The organism is Ectothiorhodospira marina (assembly GCF_900109495.1).
In the GTDB taxonomy this organism is placed as follows: Bacteria; Pseudomonadota; Gammaproteobacteria; order Ectothiorhodospirales; family Ectothiorhodospiraceae; genus Ectothiorhodospira; species Ectothiorhodospira marina.
The window spans coordinates 1-17189 of record NZ_FOAA01000011.1 but is presented as its reverse complement, the minus strand read 5'-3'; the positions used below and the strand labels follow the sequence as shown (position 1 = coordinate 17189).

Genomic DNA, 17189 nt, shown 5'->3' with positions numbered 1-17189 from the left:
TCAGCGGCCCGGCCTCAGGTGTTCTGCAGGCGTCTTTGCTGAAGCGCCAGCAGTCGACCATAGAAGTCCGCCACATCCTCACTGATACGCACCACCTCGTATTCACGTGCAAAGTCCACGGCGCGACGCGACATCGCTTCGCGTCGCGCCGGATCCTCCAGAAGCTCCAGCAAACGTGCGCTCCATTCGGCAATATCTTCCTGTGTCTTGTAACCATTGACGCCGTCCTCCAGAACATCATCGATGCCGCTGGCGCGCACGGCCACTACGGGCAGGCCGGCAGCCATGGCCTCCAGGATCACCATACCCTGGGTTTCCGACTTCGAGGCAAACAGGAAGGCACTGGCCAACAGGTAATAGGCCGTCATTTCCTCCGGTGCCACAGCCCCCACCAGCGTCACATGGTCATCCAGATCCATCTCCTGAATCCGTCGTTCCAGCTGTGCGCGCTCGGGGCCGTCCCCCACGATCAACAGCCGGAAGGGCTGGGCACACGTCTCCCGAGCCCGGTGGATGGCCCGCAACATGAAGTCGATATTCTTCTCCTGACTCAGCCGTGACACGCTCACGAAGATCGTCGCACCGTCTGCCGCGTGTTTGCGCCGCAAGGACTCAACGGTCTCGACACTCACCCTGTCGGGTGCGGAACAATCCACGCCGGTGGGTTTCACCAAAATATGGGCGGTCACCCCAAGGACATGCAGATACTCTTCCGCAGAGCGTGTGGGCACGATCACCCCTTCGCACTTGTTGGCAAAACGCTTCACCAGTGAATGGGCGATCAGATTACGAAACAGCCGTCCTGGAATGGGGACGTAATGCGCATAGTGCTCCAGCCGGGTGTGATAGGTGTAGATCACGGGAATGCCCAGGCGTCGTCCCACGAACAAACCGATTGAGCCCAGCCAGAATGGGTGGTGTACATGGATGACATGGGGTCTGAATTCCCTCACTGCCCGTGCAATGCTCGGCGAGAAGGGGTTAGCCAGTCGAAATTCACCTTTCGACCCCCAGTGCAAAAGGGAGGGAATGCGCATGACCACGTCATCCGGGCGAGCCTCCGCACCATAGGAAGGAGCCAATACCTTGAGCTGGCACCCCTGCCGAAGCAGCCCCCTCACCAGTCGATCAATGGAAATCGGCACGCCACCGATAAACGGCAAATAGTTATTGGTGAACATCATCACGCGCAGGGGCTCCGACACCACCGTCTCTTCGTCAATCCTGTAATCGCGATAGTATTGACGCTCTGCTGATAATGCCTTGTACAGACGAATCATCACCAGCAGGAAAGCACAAACAATCAAGATGAAATTGATATAACCCACATAAAAAAGTGAATAGATGAAGAACCAAGAAGTTTCCAGCCAACGGACAATCTCGCTTTGTCTCTGACCAACAAAAACCGGCTCGATGTTTGCACCTTCCTGTCCCACCATCACACGCGCGTAGTGGTGGTCGTCTTCTCCATCACCCACGACCAGGCCTCCCCCGCCACCGGTCATCAGAAATTGCGTGTCTCCACGGGCTTGCCGGTCGAACATGGAGCGCGACCCGGCAAAAACGGCCTCGACTGAATATTGATCAAGCAAGTCATTCAACTTGCTCACAAACACCGGCTCCAGTTCCAGCTCACCGTCTTCAGACAACCGATCCCGATGCTCCAAGAGCACCGGTTCCGCCATAAAAATAAAGACATGACGTGCCTCCCGGGAAAAGGCCTCCAGCTCATCTTCCAACCATGATAATTGCCATTTCAAGGGTGTCTTACCAGTGGTATCCAGAAAGATGAAACGATCCGAATGAACCGAAAATGAGAAAAAATAAGGGCCCAACATGTCATAGAACCGAACGCTTCCGAATTGACTATATTCTTTAGAACCAAAAGTCAGAAGATAAGGAATGTTCAGCTTCTGAAGTGAACCATATAACGCCTGATAGTTATCCTCTCCCCCGCCACGCAGCGCATTTCCGACGGAGACCATGAATTCCATATCAGACTCGTTGAGGTGGGGAATGATCTGCCGTTCGAACACCCCAATAGAATTTCTGATATTACCGATCACGGCGAAGCCATACTCATCTTCCGCCATCTGATGCGACTGAATCCTTTCTATCTGTTCGCTATGCAGGGCCTCCAGTGAATCATTGAAGAAAATGAGATAGATCTTGTAAGCAAGCAGCGCAATAAAAACCAACAATACCAGAAAAAAAGCCACCCGCAGGAGACCGGTGCGTTTAAGCATTGGTGACTTCCCCCTTACCGGAGAGGCGACTGATCAGATCACCCTTGATCAGCACCAATGCGATCAGCATGCCCGTATAGATCGTAAGCAATCGCCAGGCAAAGGTGAGGATGAGTAGATGTCCTGCACTCACGATATCGGAAAAGAAATGCCCGAACACACCCTCGGCAATACCTGAAGCCCCCGGCGTGGGCGAAAAATACATGATAAACGTGGTCACCACCTGGATCCCCAACACCTTCAGATAAGACAGATCATAGTCCAGCGCCAGCAGCAAGAGCATGGGGAAGGAAAAAAGGCTCAGCAAAAAGATAAAGGTGCAACAAAGTGCCAACACACTGAATAATCCCCTGGAGGAGATGAAGTCAGTGAATCCACGATTCAACAGCACCAGCTCCCTCCGTATTCGGAAATAAAGACGCCGAACCCGTTGCTGATCGAGGACTCGCCAACGGCACAGCCGATTCAGTATCCACGCGATCGGCACCAGCAGCCAGCGGTTGCGGAAGATCGCAAGCAACAGCACTGACACGTAGATCACCACGAAGGCCAGCAAATAAATGGTCAGCCGCGGGTTCCAGTTGATGGCCTCCGTCAGCGAATCCATGAAGAGCAGAAAAACCGGCGCCAATGTGAAAATGACCAGAACCGCAAGGGTTGTGCGTATTGTTGTGGCGGCCGTGGCGGTGCCGATAGGTACGCCTGCCTTTTGCAAATACCAGACTTGAACCACGCCACCTCCGGTGGCCATGGGCGTCAGATTCGAAACCAGAATGTTCACAAAAACGAGGCGTGCCATCAGGCCCGCAGGGACTTGATACCCCAGCGCCCTCACCGTGAAATAAAGGCGCAGGCCATCCGCCAGAAAATAGATGACCAGCAGCAGCAACGATGCCACAAGCAACTGGGGCGAAAGCAAGCGCCGGTCAAAGACCACCGGTCCATTATCAAGATGGAGAAATACAACCAGCACCCCCAGGAGCGTGAAGCCCAGGAACAGTGCCGTAAACATCAGCAAGCGCCGTCTATCCAGCCCCTGCGAGGCCAGTACTCCTTGATTCTCTTCCGGCATCATTATCCCCGTCCAATCGCGCAACCTGCGGCATGTCCGGATGCCCAGGCCCATTGAAAATTAAAACCTCCCAGGTGGCCGGTCACATCCACTACCTCACCAATGAAATACAGTCCCGGAAAGGCCCGGCATTCAAGGGTCTTGGAAGACAGGGCATCGGTATCCACCCCGCCCACCGTGACCTCGGCCACCCGATACCCCTCGGTACCCGAGGGCCAGATCTTCCATGACTGGCAGGCCTGCTCCACCTGGGCGATATCCGTGTCGCTGAGTTGGTCCAGGGGTTTGCTCTCCACCCAAAGATCGCACCAGCGTTGCGCCACCCGTCGGGTGAGCCGCTCTCCCAGCAGGGTCTTCAATTCCATCTTCGGGCGCTGCTGACGCACACTGCGGATGTGATCGCCCAGATTCACGCCCGGGAACAGATCGATCTCCACCGGCTGCCCGGGCTCCCAGTAGGACGACACCTGCAGCACCCCGGGACCGCTCAGCCCACGATGGGTGAACAGCAGGTTCTCCCGAAAGCACGCGCCGTTGAAACCCGCCTCGGCATCCAGGGCGATACCGCTCAGGTCTTCCAGGCGCTTGAGGGCCTTTCCTTCCAGCGTGAGAGGTACCAGGCCCGGGCGCGTGGGGCGCACGGGGATATCCAGGGACCGAGCCAGATCAAAACCCAACCCGGTGGCCCCCATGGAGGGAATGGAATAGCCCCCGGTGGCAATGACCAGGGCATCGGCCTGTACGGTCCCCGTGGGGGTATCCACCTGATATGGTGGGCCGACGCGGACATCCTTGATGGCGGTGCGGGTGCGGATCTCCACGTGGCCCATATCGCATTCCGCCAGCAGCATGTTGAGGATGTCCTTGGCAGAGCGATCGCAGAACAGTTGACCATGATCCCGTTCATGGTAGGGAATGCCGTAACGCTCCACCAGGGCGATGAAGTCCCATGGGGTGAAACGGCTCAGGGCGGATTTGGCGAAATGGGGGTTGGCGCAGATGAAATCCTCGGCCGTGCAGTGCAGGTTGGTGAAGTTGCAACGCCCGCCGCCGGACATGAGGATCTTCTTGCCAGGTTTGTTGGCATGATCCAGCACCAGCACGCGCTGGCCCCATTGCCCGGCCACCCCGGCGCACATGAGGCCGGCGGCACCGGCACCGATGATGAGGACGTCATAGTAGGGATGGGCGGTCGGCATGGTGGCGAAGTTTAACGAATCAGCGGGGGTTGATGGGATAAAACCCGGCTGAGTGCCCGCCGCTTCCCCCTCATCCCCAACCCTTCTCCCCGAGGGGAGAAGGGAGTCATAGCCCCTCTCCCGCTTGCGGGAGAGGGGTTGGGGTGAGGGCCGTCCATGGCAGAAGGGCATCGGGCTCAATCCGACTTGATGGGCCCCCGTAACGCCTTCGTCCGTCCCCGCTGAATCTTCTTCTCCAGACGTCGCCGCTTGGAGCCCAGGGTGGGCCGGGTGGGTTTACGCTTCTTGACCGGTCGACCGGCTTCCTGAATCAACTCCCGCAACCGCTCCAGAGCGTCTTCGCGGTTCTGTTCCAGGGTGCGGAAACGCTGGGCCTTGATGATGATCACGCCATCCTTGCTGATGCGCTGATCCGACATCCGCAGCAACCGGTCCTTGTACAGGCGCGGCAGTGAAGAACGCTGGATATCAAAACGCAGATGCACCGCCGAGGCCACCTTATTCACATTCTGACCGCCCGCCCCCTGAGCGCGGATCTGGCTGATCTCTACCTCCCAGTCGCCCAGCGTTACATTATTGGATATCGATAACACCATGGGTCACCGCCCTGTCGGCCGACCACTGAGGGCTGACAGGGGAATCTGACCCGTCTCCTCCATGGTGATCAGTCGGCTGAAACCACCCGCATCCAGACGCGCGCGGACCTTGTAATCCAGGTGGTCGCGATCGGTTCGGGCGATCAGGTCATTGAGCAGACGCAGGCTGTTGATCAGATCCAGTCCTGCCTCCACCTCAAAGCGGGACTCTCCAAACGCCGGAATGGTCTCAAGATCACTGGCCACCCCGGTGATCAGTTGATGCCCCTCGAAGTCCACGGCGTAGCTCATGCCCCGCAGGGGCAGACTGGCCGGGTTGGGGTTGACCACCCGCAGCCCCAGGGCAAACCGGGGTGCCATGCCCTGGTTGGGCACGGCGCGAAACGACTCCAGGCTCACCGAGGGGGTCTCGAAGTCGCTGCGCATGGCGGCACACCCGCCCAGCAGCAGGGCGCCGGAGGCCAACAGGAAGCTGCGTCGTGTGATGGGCATGAAAGAACTCCACTAGGCCATTGAACTCAATGGCCTCAGCTTAACGCAACTGCCCCCTTGAGGGCGCGGGCACTGCGCCCGTCGGTTGCGAAGCTAGCCTGCCCCATGCGAAAGTAGTCGGTTTTCCTGGCCACTTACCCGACGAACCCGCCATGCTGATGTCGCTGCTGCTCATGTTTGTCATCCTCGCCGCAGGCGCGGGCCTGCTGCTATGGCATGCGCGGGCTGCCTTTGTGGTGCAATTAAAAAATGGTGCCACCCAGGTCAAGCGCGGCACGCCCCCGCCCGGCTTCGTGCGAGGCTGCGGGGATGTGGCTCGCATGTACGGCCTCAAGCAAGGCCGGATCAGCGGCATCCGCACCGGCCAGGGAATCCAGCTGCGTTTTTCCCGAGACATCCCCGAACACACCCACCAGCCCTTTCGCAACGTCTGGACCCCTCCCCCGGGCGGCAACGGTGGCGGTGGCCGCCGAGCCGCCGGTTAACCGCACCCATTCGCGGCCAAGGGCCGCTCCCACGGGGGTAGACCGGCCTCCGGTGCCAGCCTCACTCAAAAAAAGGGGACAGACCCCTTTTTTGGCCCCCTTCCCCCGCCTGAATCACAAGGTCAGCTTTTGATGTCCACCCACAATCCCATGCAACACACCTCCCTCCTTGGTCAGCAAGGCCCCGGCCATGGCGTGGCCGTGGGCGCCCTGCTCATCGGTGCCGGGCTTTGGGGATGTTTCTGGATCCCCCTGCGGTGGCTGGAACAGGCCGGCCTGCATGGCTTGTGGTCGGTGGCCTTCATCTATCTGGGTGCGAGCCTGCTGGGGCTGGTGGTGGCAAGGCGCCATCTTGGCTGGGTGCGTCGCCACCCAGGGCGATTTGCCGGCATTGCGCTCACTTCGGCGCTGTCGGGTACTGCCTTCTCCCTGGGCGTGATCGAGGGTGAAGTGGCCAGGGTGCTGTTGTTCTTCTACCTCTCGCCGCTTTGGGCCGTCGTCCTGGCGCGACTGCTGCTGCGCGAACCCCTCACCCAGCAGGCCATGATCGCCCTGACCCTGGCCATGGCCGGCGCCCTGGTCATGCTCTGGCCCACCCACACCAGCCTGGCCATGAGCCGGGCAGACGTCCTGGGCCTGCTGGCGGGCATGGCCTTCGCGGCCACCAACATCCAGGTGCGCTATGCCTACTGGATGCCGCTCCGGATCAAGACCCTGGCGGCCTGGTCTGGTGCCCCGCTGCTGGCGGCAGGCACCGCAGGCACCCTCGGGATCGGACTGGCGCCAGACCCATGGACCCTCGCCGTGGCCCTGTTGGTAGGCATGACCATCATGACCACCATGACCCTGACGGTGCAGGTGGGCGTGACCTGGCTCCCGGTTCGGCAGTCATCGGTCTTCCTGATATTTGAGTTGATTGCCGGTGCCCTCTCCGCCGCCTGGCTGGCGGGGGAGATGCTGGCGACAAGGGAATGGATCGGTGGCGTGCTCATCGTGCTGGGCGGACTGGTCACCGGGTGGCAACGTTCCCGCTAGACCGGATCATGGGTCGGTCCAGCCGACCGGCGGCCCCGCAAGGCAATTGACGAAACCCTGGTAATGCTCAATTCTGCAGGCCTAACGGCCACTTGATGATGCCATGGAACCTGCTGCTGCCCCCCTGCCTTGCGCCGACGCCCCCCCGCTTCCTGGGGGCCTGATCCGGCCTGCCCGCATGGCGGATATTCCCGCCCTCGTGGCCCTGGAGCAGCGCTGTTTCCCCACCGACCGCCTCTCCCGACGCCAATTCCGCTACATGCTGACCAAGGCCAATGCCCACACCCTGGTACACGACGCCGGCCAGGGGCCTCAGGGTTATGTGCTCGTGCTATTCAGCCGCGGCACCTCCAGCGCGCGGCTGTATTCCATCGCCCTGGATACCGCCAGCCGGAGACAGGGTGTGGGTAGGGAACTGATCCAAGCCGCCGAGGCCGATGCCCGGGCACGGGATTGCGCCTACCTGCGCCTGGAGATCCGCAAGGACAATATGGCCTCGCAGCGGTTGTTCGAGTCACTGGGGTATCGACGTTTCGGTGAGTACGGCGACTACTACGAAGATCACATGGACGCCTGGCGTTACGAGAAATCCCTGGCAGCCGATCTGCAGCCGGAGATGGTGCGTGTGCCGTTTTACGAGCAGACCCTGGACTTCACCTGCGGCCCGTCCTGCCTGATGATGGCCATGAAGGCCCAGGACCCGGCTCTGAACCTGGACCGCAAGCTGGAACTGCGCCTGTGGCGGGAGGCCACCACCATCTTCATGACCTCAGGCCATGGTGGCTGCGGGCCCTTCGGGCTGGCCCTGGCGGCGGCACATCGGGGCTTCTCCGTGGAACTCACCCTGGGTGATGAACAGATACCGCTACTGGATTCGGTGCGCAGCCAGGACAAGAAGGAGGTCATGCGCCTGGTCCAGGAAGACATGCTGGATGAGATCCAGCGCCTGGGCATCCCGATGCACTACGGGCACCTGACCCCGACGGATCTGCGGGCGCGTTTCGATGCCGGGGGCATTCCCGTGGTGCTCATCAGTTCCTACCAGATCTACGGCGAGAAGTTTCCCCATTGGGTGGTGGTGACCGGCTTTGATGAGCACTTCATCTACGTGCACGACCCCTTCGTGGACTACGAAAACGGTGAAACCTGGCTGGATTCGTTGAACATGCCCATCCTGCAAAGGGACTTTGAGCGCATGGCCCGGTATGGGAAGGCGGGACTCAAGGCGGTCCTGGTGATCGGCCCCCCGAACCGGTCTGCCACCGCACGGGCCTGAGCCCCTGCACCACAAGACTGCGCCACAATAGCCAAGGACAAGACAAGGAAATACCGATGTCGGATCACATTCTTCTTATTGAGCAACACGGAGACTGGAAACCCCATTTCCCGGACTACCCGGTAGTCCTGGCTGCGGACTATCTCACCCACCCGGACTACTCTGCCGGCAACAGTCGGCTGCGGGTGATCAACCTGTGCCGCGGGCATCGGTATCTGAGCGTGGGCTACTACTGCTCGCTGCTGGCCGAGGCCCGTCAGCACAAGGTGGTGCCTTCGGTGCGCACCCTGCAGGACCTGTCGCGAAAGTCCATCTACAGCCTGGATACGGAGAACATCGATCGCAAGGTGGCCCGGGTGCTGGGCCGCAAGCGTTCGGGACTGGAACCCACGGCCTTCGAGATGACCGTGTTCTTTGGTCAGTGCGCGCCCAAGGAGATGCAGGAGATCGCCCAGCAGTTGTTCTCGATCTTCCCCACTCCGTTGTTCAAGGTGGAGTTCCGCCTGGTGGGTCAGTGGCGCATCGAGGCCATCAAGCCCCTGGCCCTGAACAGCCTGGATACAGAACAGGAGGAGGCCTTCTTCATCGCCCTGGATGCCTACCTGAAACGCCCTTGGCGCAGGCCGCGCGGGGCCCGCGCCTACAAGTATGACCTGGCCATCCTGCAAAACCCGGACGAGGACCTGCCCCCCTCCAATCGGGCAGCGCTCAACCACTTTGTGCGCCTGGGTCGAGCGGCGGGGCTGGAGGTGGACCTGATCGACCGGCGGGATTTTGGTCGCCTGGCGGAATACGACGCCCTGTTCATCCGCGAGACCACCCGCATCGACCACCACACCTATCGTTTTGCCCGCAAGGCGGACAGCGAGGGCATGGTGGTGATCGACGACCCCGACTCGATCCTCAAGTGCACCAACAAGGTCTACCTGGCGGAACGGCTCTCGGCCAACAAGGTGCCCACGCCACGCACGCGGGTGCTGCGCAGGGAGAACCTGCTGACCGCCGAAGAAGACATTGGGTATCCCGTGGTGCTGAAGATCCCCGACGGGTCGTTCTCCCGTGGGGTGTTCAAGGCGGAGAACCGCAGCGAGCTGGAAGACATCGGCCGACGGCTGTTCAAGGAATCGGATCTGATCCTGGCCCAGGAATTCGTCTACACGGAGTTCGACTGGCGCATCGGCATCCTCAACAAGCGCCCGCTCTATGCCTGCCAGTACCTGATGTCTCGAAAGCACTGGCAGATCGTCAATCACCAGGCCAAGGGAAGTCTGAGACAAGGGGGCTCAAGAACCATGGCGGTGGCCGATGTGCCCCCGGCAGTCATCAAGACCGCCGTCAAGGCCGCCAACCTGATCGGCGACGGGCTTTATGGTGTGGATCTGAAGCAGACGGACCGCGGCATGATGGTGATCGAAGTGAACGACAACCCGAGCCTGGAGGCAGGCGTGGAGGATGCCATGCTCAAGGATGACCTGTACCGCCGCATTCTGGAGGATTTCGTGCGCCGGCTGGATTTGACGCGCAAGCGCTAGCAATCGTATCTGATGGATGCATTTCGGAATTTTTATGCACAACGCGGGAGACCTTGAATCAGGACCGATCCCTGGCGGCCCTGGCCTCTTCCTTTACCGACGCCGGCCAGGCGAAGGAGATGCGCTTGCCGCTGCCGCGCTGCTCGCCGCCGCGCTCGATTCCTTTTTCCGTGAGTTGCCAGGCGCCGTCCTGCTGCTCCAGCAGGCCCTGTTCGGCCAGGAGATCCAGCAGGGGCCCCGTCTTCATGCCCAGGGCGGAGGCGATACGGGAGGAAGGCAGTTTCTTCTCGGACGCTTGGCTTTCATCCGGGGGGGGTGTATCCGTGTCCTCGTCCTGTGCTGTCTGCTCCGGTGCATCCCCCGGGGAGGGAGGCTGATCGCTGATGTCGAACTCGGCCTGATCATCCGGCGCACGCGCCACGTGCCGGCCTGCCAGTGCCTCGGCACAGCCCTGCAGGGTCCCCAGGGTCACCGTGGAGGCCATGGCCCGCAACATGGCCAGGCGGCCGCCACCCTGCCCCGGCTTGCCCCGCAGGCCGTGTTCCAGCACATCCTCCAGCCAGGTAACCTGGCCGCCCGGGTTATGCTCACCTGCCAGGTGCACATGGGCATCGGGCCCCACCACGATCCGGCCATGGACCTGTGGAATCAGCCTCACCCCCAGTCGATGGGGCCAGGACAGGTACAGCACCGCGTTTGCCAGGGCATGTACACGCTCGGCCAGGTCGTTCAGCGGGTCGATGATCTCCAGCGGGGCGCCACCCACTACCTCGTCCACATGGAAAAAGCGCTCCTCGGCCTCCACCCGGACGCCGGTATTGAAGAAGCGAGAGTCCAGCACGAACGCCTCCATGCGTCGGTTGATCACCACATGATCAAAGTGAGTTGACGTACCCTGCATCTCCAGCCGCAGGTCATGAATCACCACGGCCTGATCGGAATCGGCCAGTTGCCTGTCCAGTTCGGCAGCCGCGGCCAGCCGGCCTTCCAGGGCCAGGATTCTGGCGCGAATCTGACGGGCCTGTTCATCGTTGGCCCGCTCAAGCAGATGCTGCAGTACCTCAATATGGGGGGCGAGATCGTCAACAGGCTTGATCAGCATGGAGCACTTACCTGTGGTTTTCCGGAACACGTGCGTGGAAGGCCAATATCCCACGAAAAATAGGTCATATCTACCCTGCCCCAAGGCCCTGAAGCTACAAGGCCCAGACCAGATACATACTGATGGCACCAAACAGCAGGACCGAGACAATGGCCCACAGGCTCAGGCCTTCCACCTCGCCTGCCCGCTGACGTCGAAAGCTCTCACTGAGGCGATACCGCAGGGTGAACAGGGCGGTATAGCCGATGATGGCTGCCGCCGGCACATAGATGAGCGCCAGCAACACGCCCCAGGCCACGAAGGGTGGGCGGGTCTGGGCAAAGATGTAGCCCAGGATGATCCAGAGGGCCAACAGGCCCAGCGGGATGGCGGCGATCACGGGGTTGAGGAGCGAGGGCTCCTTCAATCGTGCCCAAAGGCCGATCCGGGCGCGCTTGGGTGGTCTGCCCCGGTGCACACCCCCAGAGCCGTCGGGATGCGGTGTCCCCTCGCCGCGGCCCTGAGCCAGGTGCTGATCATAGAGCACTGCCGCCTCGTTCAAGTACTGGGCCTTGGCTTCGTTAGGGTCCTGATGGCACTGCTCCAGGCAGCGTTGCCAAAGGCTTTCACTTCGGTTCTCGTCAAACTCGCGCGAAGCCAGCAACCAGGCCTCGCGATGCTGAATCTGGGTCATGGGGTTTCCTTGCAAATGACTGAATGCCTACGCCCAACGTCGCGCGCTTCGCCGCGGCCCCGGGTGAGGCGACACCACACCAAACGGCCAAACGATCACACGGAGAACATGGCCTCAAGATCGTGCCGGGAGTAGGCCTTGAAGGCCAGCAGGGTGTTGGTCTTCTCCAGCCCATCAATGGTCAGCAGGTGACGGGTGACCACCTCGGCCAGGTCGTCGTTCCTGGGTACGCGCGCGATGGCGATCAGATCATACTGGCCACTCACGGAAAAGACCTCGGTGATCTGTTCCATGTCCGCCAGTTGCTCGGCGATCTGGTTGACCTTCTGACGCTGGACATTGATCAGGATGATGGCAGTGACCATGGGGCTCCTCGCTTGGGAAACGGTCGGGATGGACAGCAAAATACCTGAACAGGCAGGCACAACGCCAATCCACCGAGCGGCCCCGACATGGGAGCCGTCCGAGGCATTCAGCCGCACTCAGTGGATTCGCGTGGAAAGGCGATAACTGCCCTGCCCCTCATGGCGGTAAATCCGCACATAATAGGTCGCCGGCTCCAGATCCTCCCGCTCCAGACGGCGGCTGGATGCCCGCCCCGTGTAGTCCTGGACCAGGGTGCGGGATGCGCTGGCGTCCCGCAGTTGCGCCGCCAGGCGCAGACCTGCGTCGGCGTGGATGTTCACCACCAGCCGTCCGGGGGTCCGGGTGGTGAAACGGAACCAGTCCTCCGTGTCGTGTCCCGAGGCATCCCGGTAGCCCAGCAGGCTGGTGACCTCGCTGCCGGGTTCGATCACCCGGGCCTGCTCGGCACTGTTGTTACGAGCCGGCTCACCGGCGGCGACCACGGATTCCAGCCGAGGGGTGACTGTATAGCCACCCTGACCCTCGTGGCGATAGATACGCAGGTAATACGTCCCGGGCGCGAGGTCGGCACGCTCCAACTGTCTGAGCGCGGCACGACCCGTATAGTCCTGATGCAGGACACCACTGCCCGCCTCGTCCCTTAGCTGGGCCGCCAGCCGCAGGCTTTCCTCGGCTTCAATATTCACCACCAATCGTCCATGCTCCCTCAGCGTCACCTGATACCAGTCCTCGGTATCCCGGCCATCGGCATCGCGATAGCCAAGCAAACCAGTGGAAACCTCACCGAGGGGGATCGCCTGGGCCTGTTCAGCACGTTCATTGGGCGCCGAATCCGCGGCGAACGTCACCGCCTCCACCCGTGGCAAGACCCGATACCCCCCCTGACCCGTATGGCGGTAGAGGCGCAGATAATAGGTTCCCGGAGCCAGGTCCGCCCGCTCCACGGTACGGTGGGAAGATCGCCCGGTGTAGTCCTGATGGAGTACGCCACTGCCCACCTCGTCCCGTAGCTGGGCCGCCAACTGCAGCGTGTCCTCGGCCTGGATGTCCAGCACCAGCCGCCCGTGGACGGGCATCGTGATTTGGAACCAATCCTCCGTATCCCGGCCCTCACTGGTGCGATACCCCATCAGCCCCGTGGACACCCCATCCACGGGAATGAGCCTGGCTTCCTCGGCAGCATTGTTCGGCTCCTGATCATTCGGTGTGGAGGCCACCTGCAAACGCGGCCTGATTTCATACGCCCCCTCGCCTGTATGGCGGTAGACCCGAACCTCATAAACACCGGGGGCCAGGTCGGCTTGTTCCACCCGGCGGTTGGCTTTGCGCCCGGTATAATCCTGGTTCAGAACACTCCCTCCCTGAAAATCCCGCAGTTGCGCTGCCAGTTGAAGATCACCATCCGCCTGCACATCCACGATCAGATGCCCATGCCGCTCCACCTGGAGTGCATGCACCCGCTCACGTTGCTGGCCATCCATTGATCCGCGCTGGGCAGGCAGCGCCACCTCCCGGGGCGGAGTCAGCGTCGCTACCGTGGGATCGCTCCCGATGTTCACGGTCGTGACCCTGGGTTGCTCGGGTGACTGCTGCCCCCCCTCGGCATTGGGGCGCTCCGACCGGCCAAGGGCTTCCTCAACATCCTGAAGCGCCAGGTAGCTCTCCAGACGTGCCACCCGAGCCTGCACTGCATCGTCCGGCCAGATGGACAACCCGGCCTTGTAGGCCTCCAGCGCCTCTTGATAGGCCTGCCGTGCCTGGTGGGCACGGGCCCGCTCCCAGTGCTTTTCGGCCTCGTTTCGCTCCGCCTGACGGGCGTAAAGACGCTCAAAGGCTTCCTTGAGCGAGGGATCATTGGCCCGCGGTGGCAGATCACGGTTCATGCTCTCCCGCACCCCGACCAGATGCTGCTGGGCCTCGTCGAACCGGCCTGCCTCGATGAGTTCATCCACTCTCGGCAGCGTGTCATCCAGGAAGGTTTGCCAGCCTTCATGCCAGCGTTCGAGTCGGTCAATCACATCCTGTGGGTAATGGGCGTTGATCTCCCTGGCGCGATGAATCTTTTCCACGGCCTGGCCCGTGGGATTGCGTTGACTGACGTCCGCCATGAGCGCCCGGGCCTGCATGGCCAGGCCCACCGAGATGCGTCCCTCCAGGTGCCGATCCAACTGTGTGTACATCGCGCCGCCATCAATGGCAAAGGAGCCCACGTACCCCTCCACCAGGGGTGCAATGGACTGGTAGCGCCAGGCAGCCTCTTCAAAATCACCCGCCTCAATGAGACCAATGACCTCCTTCACCTGCGCCTCGGCACTTTGATAGTTCTCGCTGGCAATCCGCTCCCGCCAACGATTGAAGATGGCCTGAGCCTCGTAATGATGCTTCCGGGTGACGGCATTGAAACAGTGAAGGCTTTCCTCCATGCCCCTCGGGATCGGCGTGTTCCAGGTACTGAGGGGGCCCTTGCACACGCAGGGGCCCGTGCCAATGGAATGATTGCAGCCTTCCCCCACACAGAAAAAACCGCCCAGGCTACCGCCACAACCCCGGCACAGACAGTTAAGGAAACCCTCCGCGTCCTCCGGCCTTACGCCCATCTCCTCGGCGTGGGCAAAGGCCTCATCGATCTGCTCACGATGACGCACCAGCCGCTGCACCTCGGCAAGGAAGGCCTTGGATGCCTGTTCGCGCGCCTCTGCCTCCTTGGCCCCGGTGATGGCCTCGACGACGGCGTCCGGTAGATACAAGATTCCTGTGACGGCATCCCTGGCCATGAGATAGGGGACCTTGAGCAGGGTCACGGTCACATGGCGGGTGAGGCTGGGATCATTACCTCGCTCCACCTCCCGCATGAACCGGGCAATCTCGGCCTTTTCCGCCTCTTCGTAGGCATACCCGACACCCGTGCCATACCAGGCGGCGTTCTGGTACACACGCATGAAGAAGTCGAACGTGGTGTCGTCTGCCTCTGTCTGATCCAGGGCGTGATACACCCCCTCCTTGCCCATGAAATAGCCCGTGGTACCAATCGCCATGATCCTGACTGCCTTGCCGCCCCACCCGCTGGAGGGCTCGGGTGCCGGGTCGGCACGGGAGGCCGATCGGAGGGTGCGGGTCTCCTGAGCCACGCCCTGGGCAAAACGGCCTCCCACACTGCGCTCCAGCCGACTGATGGCCTCCCCTGCCTTGGAGGGGCTCATGCGGCTGATCTCCTGGGCGATGGCCCGGGTGAATTGCTCACCCTGACCGGGATTGAGGCGAGCCAGGGTGCCGAAGGTGTCCACCAGTTGATCCGAGGCCCGCTGCAGGCCGTGCTGATTCATGGCGCGCACCGCAGCCGCATCCAGAGCCGTTGCCATGCCTCGATCCAGGCTTCCGAGCCGGGACAGGGCCTTGTCCAGCCCGGAATCTCCAAGGCCCACCGAGGGCAGTTCGTGCTGAAGACGCACGTGGTTGTTCAGACTGAACTGACGGGAGATGTACTTGGCTGACTGCGATTCAGCCAGTTGCGCCCGGGCCCGGAACAGTGATGCACGGTCAGGGTTGATGTGCTGCACCGCCTGCGCCTCCCGGAGCCACGCATCCGCGCTGCGCTTCTTGGCCTGGCTCAGCCGACGCATCTCGGCGGAATAATCCATGGCATCATCGATATTGATCGGGTTGAGGCGAGCCGGCCCATCCTGGCCGAGGGCGATCTGGGCGCGCACCGAGCCCGGGGTGGCGTAGGCAGTACCGCCACGCTGGTTGATGTGCTGAACGATCTGATCGAACTGATCCGTATGATCGGGATGAGGCATGAAATCCGTGTCGGTATCAAACCGGTCCACGGGTGTCTGCACGCCCTGGCTGCTGAAATGATCGCGTGCAATGCGCTGATAATTGGCCTCGATCTGCCGGATGTCATCCACCTGAATACGTCGATTGCCCGTGGCCAGCACATTCACATCGGTATCCGTCCCTGGATTGAAACTCCGGGCCCCGAAGTCGGGCCGGAACCCGGCATTCTCCACCGCCTGACGGGAAAACTGCCGATTCAGGGCATGGAAACGCTTCTGAACCGCGTTGTACTGGTCGATGGACAACTCGCCCCGCACGGCGGCCAGGTTCACCTCCCGGTTGGCAAAAAACACCAGCATCTCCTGGTGTGGCGTCGCCACGCCCTGGGCCACCCTCTGCGCCGCACTGTTCAACCCGGGCGTCCAGGCCTGCACCGCGCCAGCCAGGGTGATCAGGACAAGGGCAAGAACACTACAACTGACAAACCTGCGCATGATGACATCACTCCAACGGATGGACCGGACCGCCTCAGGGCAGATAATCCAGGTGCAATGGGTAGACCCGGTCCCGATCGTCATCCGTGTCGTTGAGCTGGAACCACACATCCACCTGCTCGTTGATCGCCCGGTACTGCTCCAGCTTGGCCAGCAGGCTCCACTCCAGCTCCGCACGCTGCTGCGTGGTCATGCTGGCAAACATCTCATCGGTCAGTGACAGGATATCGCTGCGATAGGGCAGGCTCTGGATGAACGCCGGCAACAGGCCCGTGTCCGCCAGTTGTGCCCCCTGTCCGATCTCCTCAGGCTGCTTCATGGTCTGCCCCGCCACCCCCTGCAGCGCCTCGAAGAACTGCGCCTGGGTGACCTCCGCCCGCATCAGCGCCTGCACCACCCGATCCAGGGACTGGGACAGGCTGCTCAACTGCTCACGGGTCACCAGGACACGCACATCCAGGGCCCGGTCCGCCGGGTTCACCAGGTCCCGGTCCAGTGACCAGGCAACGATGTCCTTGGGCGGGGTGGCCTCACGGCCGATGTATTCCACCAACGCCGCCTGCCACAGGGCCGATACCGAATCCAGCTCCGCTCCCCCCTCGGATACCGCAGGCGCGGCAGCCTGCCCTGCCCCAGGGTTCGGGCTCGCCTGGCCCGCCATGGCCTGGCGCAGCAACCCATTGATATCGTCGGTCACCTGCTCCACCAGGGCCAGGTACTGCGCCTGCTCGAAGGCATCCACCGCCTCGATGGCGGAACGCCCGGCATCGCCCCGCACCCGGGACAGGTGTCTGAACTGGGCATCGGCAACGGGATGGTCCGCCTCGGCACGGGGGTCTTGCAG

The 17189-nt window shown here is 61.7% G+C and carries 13 protein-coding genes and 1 pseudogene; 4 read left to right on the top strand and 10 right to left on the bottom strand.

Annotated elements, in window-relative coordinates; all coding sequences use genetic code 11:
• Positions 1-14: 14 nt before the first annotated feature.
• The 5 genes from BMY52_RS10000 to BMY52_RS09980 form a co-directional block, all read right to left on the bottom strand.
• On the bottom strand, positions 15-2246 hold the full coding sequence (locus BMY52_RS10000) for a glycosyltransferase (protein ID WP_090253996.1): 2232 nt from the start codon (positions 2244-2246) through the stop codon (positions 15-17).
• Positions 2239-3321, bottom strand: coding sequence for a lysylphosphatidylglycerol synthase transmembrane domain-containing protein (locus BMY52_RS09995; protein WP_218140420.1), 1083 nt, complete (start codon positions 3319-3321; stop codon positions 2239-2241). The genes BMY52_RS10000 and BMY52_RS09995 overlap by 8 nt, the downstream gene beginning before the upstream one ends.
• Positions 3321-4517 carry a BaiN/RdsA family NAD(P)/FAD-dependent oxidoreductase gene (locus BMY52_RS09990; protein ID WP_090253994.1) on the bottom strand — a complete coding sequence of 399 codons (1197 nt, stop codon included), beginning with the start codon at positions 4515-4517 and terminating at the stop codon, positions 3321-3323. The genes BMY52_RS09995 and BMY52_RS09990 overlap by 1 nt, the downstream gene beginning before the upstream one ends.
• A gap of 176 nt (positions 4518-4693) precedes the next feature.
• Positions 4694-5113 carry an alternative ribosome rescue aminoacyl-tRNA hydrolase ArfB gene (arfB, locus tag BMY52_RS09985; RefSeq protein ID WP_090253992.1) on the bottom strand — a complete coding sequence of 140 codons (420 nt, stop codon included), beginning with the start codon at positions 5111-5113 and terminating at the stop codon, positions 4694-4696.
• Positions 5114-5116: 3 nt separating this feature from the next.
• Positions 5117-5605 carry an LEA/WHy family protein gene (locus BMY52_RS09980; protein ID WP_090253990.1) on the bottom strand — a complete coding sequence of 163 codons (489 nt, stop codon included), beginning with the start codon at positions 5603-5605 and terminating at the stop codon, positions 5117-5119.
• 152 nt (positions 5606-5757) lie between these two features.
• Here BMY52_RS09980 and BMY52_RS09975 point away from each other — a divergent pair, with 152 nt between their 5' ends.
• The 4 genes from BMY52_RS09975 to BMY52_RS09960 all read left to right on the top strand — a co-directional run bounded on the left by BMY52_RS09975 (position 5758) and on the right by BMY52_RS09960 (position 9933).
• Entirely contained in the window at positions 5758-6090 is a 333-nt protein-coding gene (locus tag BMY52_RS09975; RefSeq protein ID WP_090253988.1) for a DUF3634 family protein, read from the top strand.
• Positions 6091-6222: 132 nt separating this feature from the next.
• Positions 6223-7125 (top strand): DMT family transporter, encoded by a 903-nt coding sequence (locus tag BMY52_RS09970; RefSeq protein ID WP_090253986.1) that lies wholly within the window; start codon positions 6223-6225, stop codon positions 7123-7125.
• A gap of 103 nt (positions 7126-7228) precedes the next feature.
• Positions 7229-8401, top strand: coding sequence for a GNAT family N-acetyltransferase/peptidase C39 family protein (locus BMY52_RS09965; protein WP_177169930.1), 1173 nt, complete (start codon positions 7229-7231; stop codon positions 8399-8401).
• A gap of 56 nt (positions 8402-8457) precedes the next feature.
• The gene (locus BMY52_RS09960; RefSeq protein WP_090253984.1) at positions 8458-9933 is read left to right on the top strand and encodes a RimK family protein; all 1476 of its coding nucleotides are present in this window, start codon (positions 8458-8460) and stop codon (positions 9931-9933) included.
• A 58-nt stretch (positions 9934-9991) separates the two neighbouring features.
• Here the strand turns inward: BMY52_RS09960 and BMY52_RS09955 are convergent, their stop codons facing one another.
• The 5 genes and pseudogenes from BMY52_RS09955 to BMY52_RS09935 form a co-directional block, all read right to left on the bottom strand.
• Complete coding sequence (locus tag BMY52_RS09955) at positions 9992-11035, bottom strand: nuclease-related domain-containing protein (RefSeq protein ID WP_090253982.1); 1044 nt, start codon at positions 11033-11035, stop codon at positions 9992-9994.
• Positions 11036-11129: 94 nt separating this feature from the next.
• The gene (locus BMY52_RS09950) at positions 11130-11708 is read right to left on the bottom strand and encodes a hypothetical protein (protein WP_090253980.1); all 579 of its coding nucleotides are present in this window, start codon (positions 11706-11708) and stop codon (positions 11130-11132) included.
• A gap of 95 nt (positions 11709-11803) precedes the next feature.
• Positions 11804-12073 carry an Lrp/AsnC family transcriptional regulator gene (locus BMY52_RS09945; RefSeq protein ID WP_090253978.1) on the bottom strand — a complete coding sequence of 90 codons (270 nt, stop codon included), beginning with the start codon at positions 12071-12073 and terminating at the stop codon, positions 11804-11806.
• 117 nt (positions 12074-12190) lie between these two features.
• Positions 12191-16345: a tetratricopeptide repeat protein gene (locus BMY52_RS09940; RefSeq protein WP_090253976.1), complete on the bottom strand. Its 4155-nt coding sequence runs from the start codon at positions 16343-16345 to the stop codon at positions 12191-12193.
• Positions 16346-16379: 34 nt separating this feature from the next.
• Positions 16380-17189: pseudogene (locus tag BMY52_RS09935) on the bottom strand (VWA domain-containing protein); the annotation flags it as partial.

Coding starts and splice junctions, on each gene's coding strand:
- BMY52_RS10000 (WP_090253996.1), bottom strand. CDS start 2,246: ATGCTTAAACGCACCGGTCTCCTGCGGGTGGCTTTTTTTCTGGTATTG.
- BMY52_RS09995 (WP_218140420.1), bottom strand. CDS start 3,321: ATGATGCCGGAAGAGAATCAAGGAGTACTGGCCTCGCAGGGGCTGGAT.
- BMY52_RS09990 (WP_090253994.1), bottom strand. CDS start 4,517: ATGCCGACCGCCCATCCCTACTATGACGTCCTCATCATCGGTGCCGGT.
- arfB (WP_090253992.1), bottom strand. CDS start 5,113: ATGGTGTTATCGATATCCAATAATGTAACGCTGGGCGACTGGGAGGTA.
- BMY52_RS09980 (WP_090253990.1), bottom strand. CDS start 5,605: ATGCCCATCACACGACGCAGCTTCCTGTTGGCCTCCGGCGCCCTGCTG.
- BMY52_RS09975 (WP_090253988.1), top strand. CDS start 5,758: ATGCTGATGTCGCTGCTGCTCATGTTTGTCATCCTCGCCGCAGGCGCG.
- BMY52_RS09970 (WP_090253986.1), top strand. CDS start 6,223: ATGTCCACCCACAATCCCATGCAACACACCTCCCTCCTTGGTCAGCAA.
- BMY52_RS09965 (WP_177169930.1), top strand. CDS start 7,229: ATGGAACCTGCTGCTGCCCCCCTGCCTTGCGCCGACGCCCCCCCGCTT.
- BMY52_RS09960 (WP_090253984.1), top strand. CDS start 8,458: ATGTCGGATCACATTCTTCTTATTGAGCAACACGGAGACTGGAAACCC.
- BMY52_RS09955 (WP_090253982.1), bottom strand. CDS start 11,035: ATGCTGATCAAGCCTGTTGACGATCTCGCCCCCCATATTGAGGTACTG.
- BMY52_RS09950 (WP_090253980.1), bottom strand. CDS start 11,708: ATGACCCAGATTCAGCATCGCGAGGCCTGGTTGCTGGCTTCGCGCGAG.
- BMY52_RS09945 (WP_090253978.1), bottom strand. CDS start 12,073: ATGGTCACTGCCATCATCCTGATCAATGTCCAGCGTCAGAAGGTCAAC.
- BMY52_RS09940 (WP_090253976.1), bottom strand. CDS start 16,345: ATGCGCAGGTTTGTCAGTTGTAGTGTTCTTGCCCTTGTCCTGATCACC.